General features: G+C 74.6%; 4 protein-coding genes. 1 reads left to right on the forward strand and 3 read right to left on the reverse strand.

Annotated features, from left to right (window positions below; translation table 11 throughout):
- Positions 1 to 1,214 (forward strand): Asp-tRNA(Asn)/Glu-tRNA(Gln) amidotransferase subunit GatB (gene gatB, locus Q0195_RS11185; RefSeq protein ID WP_299278422.1); only part of this gene is annotated, 1,214 nt, incomplete at its 5' end.
- Positions 1,215 to 1,379: 165 nt separating this feature from the next.
- On the opposite strand, the gene Q0195_RS11190 is transcribed toward gatB, so the two are convergent.
- From Q0195_RS11190 to Q0195_RS11200, 3 genes are all read right to left on the reverse strand, one after another.
- Entirely contained in the window at positions 1,380 to 2,039 is a 660-nt protein-coding gene (locus Q0195_RS11190; protein ID WP_299278424.1) for a molecular chaperone TorD family protein, read from the reverse strand.
- Positions 2,032 to 2,640 carry a molecular chaperone TorD family protein gene (locus tag Q0195_RS11195; RefSeq protein WP_299278427.1) on the reverse strand — a complete coding sequence of 203 codons (609 nt, stop codon included), beginning with the start codon at positions 2,638 to 2,640 and terminating at the stop codon, positions 2,032 to 2,034. The genes Q0195_RS11190 and Q0195_RS11195 overlap by 8 nt, the downstream gene beginning before the upstream one ends.
- Positions 2,640 to 2,860 (reverse strand): hypothetical protein (locus Q0195_RS11200; protein ID WP_299278430.1); only part of this gene is annotated, 221 nt, incomplete at its 5' end. The genes Q0195_RS11195 and Q0195_RS11200, both read right to left, overlap by 1 nt.

Below are 2,860 nucleotides of genomic sequence, written 5' to 3' on the forward strand. Positions count from 1 at the left end.
CGGACATCCCGAAGAACTTCCAGACCTCCCAGTACGACGAGCCGATCGCCTTCGACGGCGTCATCGACGTCGAGCTCGAGGACGGCACGGTCGTGCCGGTCGCGATCGAGCGGGCGCACATGGAGGAGGACGCCGGGAAGAACACCCACGTCGGCGGCACCGCCGGGCGCATCCACGGCGCGGAGTACTCGCTGGTCGACTACAACCGCGCCGGGGTGCCGCTGGTGGAGATCGTCACCAAGCCGATCGCCGGGGTCGGGGCCCGCGCGCCGGAGGTGGCGCGCGCCTACGTCCACACCCTGCGCGACCTGTTCCGGGCCCTCGGGGTATCCGAGGCCCGGATGGAACGCGGCAACGTGCGCGCCGACATCAACGTCTCCCTGCGCCCCGGCCCGGACGCCCCGCTCGGCACCCGCACCGAGACGAAGAACGTCAACAGCTTCCGCTCCATCGAACGCGCGGTGCGCTACGAGATCTCCCGGCAGGCGGCGATCCTCGACGCGGGTGAGGCCGTGGTCCAGGAGACCCGCCACTGGCACGAGGACAGCGGCACCACGTCCCCCGGTCGGGTGAAGTCCGACGCCGAGGACTACCGCTACTTCCCCGAGCCCGACCTCGTGCCGCTGGCACCGAGCCGGGAGTGGGTCGAGCAGATCCGCCAGACCCTGCCCGAGCTGCCCAGCGTCCGCCGGCGCCGGCTCCAGGAGGAGTGGGGCTACAGCGACGCGGAGATGCGCGACGTCGTCAACGCCGGGGCGGTCGACCTCATCGAGGCCACCGTCGCCGCCGGTGCCGACCCCGCCGCCGCCCGCAAGTGGTGGATGGGCCAGCTCGCCCGCACCGCCCGGGCCGAGGGGGTCGAGCTCGAGGAGCTGGCCATCACCCCGGCCCAGGTCGCCGAGCTGCAGTCGCTCGTGGACGCCGGGCGGATCAACGACAAGCTCGCCCGGCAGGTGCTCGAAGGCGTGCTCGCGGGAGAGGGCAGCCCGGAGGAGGTCGTCGTCGCCCGCGGCATGGAGGTCGTCTCCGACGACGGCGCGCTGCTCGCCGCCGTCGACGAGGCCCTGGCCGCCAACCCGGACGTCGCCGACAAGATCCGCGGCGGCAAGGTCCAGGCAGCCGGCGCCATCGTCGGTGCGGTCATGAAGGCCACCCGCGGGCAGGCCGACGCCGCCCGGGTGCGCGAGCTCATCATGGAGCGCGTGGGCGCCTGAACCCACCCGCATGACCGACGGGACGGCTCCGGGCACCGGGGCCGTCCCGTTCTCCGTCTCGGGGCCGGGGCAGGTCGGCCCCCGGCCGCGCGACGGCGGTCGGCCCGCGACGTCGCCGGCGGGTCCTGGTCGCTCTCGCTCGGCCCGCCGGGACGGCCGCCGAGGTCACGCCTCGGTCGGGACCCCGGTGAACCGTGCGTACTCCTCGATCGCCCCGGTCGTCAGCCGGGCCAGGCCCGGCATGAAGCGGGTGCGTGCCTCCTGCGTCACCCGGTCGAGCATCGCCGGAGCCCACCGGAGCAGGTGGTCGCGGAGGAAGTCGGCACCGAGGCGCACGTAGCGCTCGGCGTCCCTCGGTGAGCCCTGGTCGAGGGCGCCCAGCGCCCGCAGACAGGACCGGGCGACGAACTCCAGCTCCAGGCCGATGTGGTCGTCGGGTTCCCGGTTGAGGCGCGGCGCCTCCAGGGAGAGCGTGCGGTAGGCATCGCGCACCTGCAGGGTGTGCTCGGCGAAGACGAGCCCCTCCTCACCCCGGTGCACCGACTCGTAGGGAGCGACCCGGGCCACGGCGAGCGTCCCGTACAGGGCGGCGTGGTCGGCCCGGACGGTCTCGGCGTCCTCGCCCGTGTCCCGTGCGGCGCGGAGGGCCGCCAGACCCTCCTGCGCGGCCGGGGTGTCGGGCAGCGGCCACTCGTCGAGGAGCTCCCAGAAGCTCGCCAGCGTGGCGGCGTCGGGCGGCTCCCGGTGGAACCGCCCCAGGACGGAGAAAGCGGTGGCGAGCGCGTCGAGTCGGGTGGGGTCGAGCACGTGGGTCTCCCTAGCCATGGTCGAGGACGGTGGTGCACAGCGCCCGGTGCTCGGCGAGGAAGCCCCGGACGAGGCCGGGCACCGCGCGGTAGAGCCGGGTGCGGGCGTGCCGCGCGATGCCGTCGAGGACGGGAGCGACCACCGGGTCCAGGTGGGTGGTGCGGAACGTCAGCGCGTCGGCGGCGGCGACCTGCGGCGTCATCCTCCCCGACGGCGCCGGCCCCAGCCGGGTGGCCAGGTGGGCGAGCAGGGCGAGCTGGTGGCCGATGTGGTCGTCGGTGGGCACGGGGTGCAGTCCGGCCTGCGCGTACCACGCCACGAGCTCGGCGCGGAGCCGTGCCGGGTCCGTGCCGTCCCGGCGCCACGCGGACACCAGCGGCGGGACCTGTGACGGCCGGTTACGGAAGAGTCGGGCGTGGTCGCGGACGAGGTCCTCGTAGGGGTCGGGCCCGAGCGGGTCGAGTGCGGCGGCCGTCGTCGCGTCGCGCAGCGGCCAGGTGTCCCGCATCGCCGGGTCCCCGAAGTTCGCCGCGAGCGCCTGGCTCGGGGGCTCGAGGAGCAGACGGGCCAGGACGAACCCCGCCGTCCCGACCCGGGCGGCCCGGTCGGTGAGCTCCATCAGATGCCGATACGGATCATCGAGTCGTAGTGCAGCGAGCGGCCCATGAGCTCGGCCGCGAGGGCGAGCACGAACGCGGCGGTGATGAGGGCGGTGAGCAGCTGCGGTCGCTCCTGCGCGGCGGCGGAGGCCGTGCGGTAGGTGAACAGCGCCAGCACGACGGTGGCCAGGCCGAGCAGGACGAGGCGGGTGACGAAGAAGGCGCCGGAGAACACCTGGG

The sequence above is a fragment of the uncultured Georgenia sp. genome, assembly GCF_937958535.1.
Lineage (GTDB): Bacteria > Actinomycetota > Actinomycetes > Actinomycetales > Actinomycetaceae > Oceanitalea.

Coding starts and splice junctions, on each gene's coding strand:
- Q0195_RS11195 (WP_299278427.1), bottom strand. CDS start 2,640: ATGGAGCTCACCGACCGGGCCGCCCGGGTCGGGACGGCGGGGTTCGTC.
- Q0195_RS11190 (WP_299278424.1), bottom strand. CDS start 2,039: ATGGCTAGGGAGACCCACGTGCTCGACCCCACCCGACTCGACGCGCTC.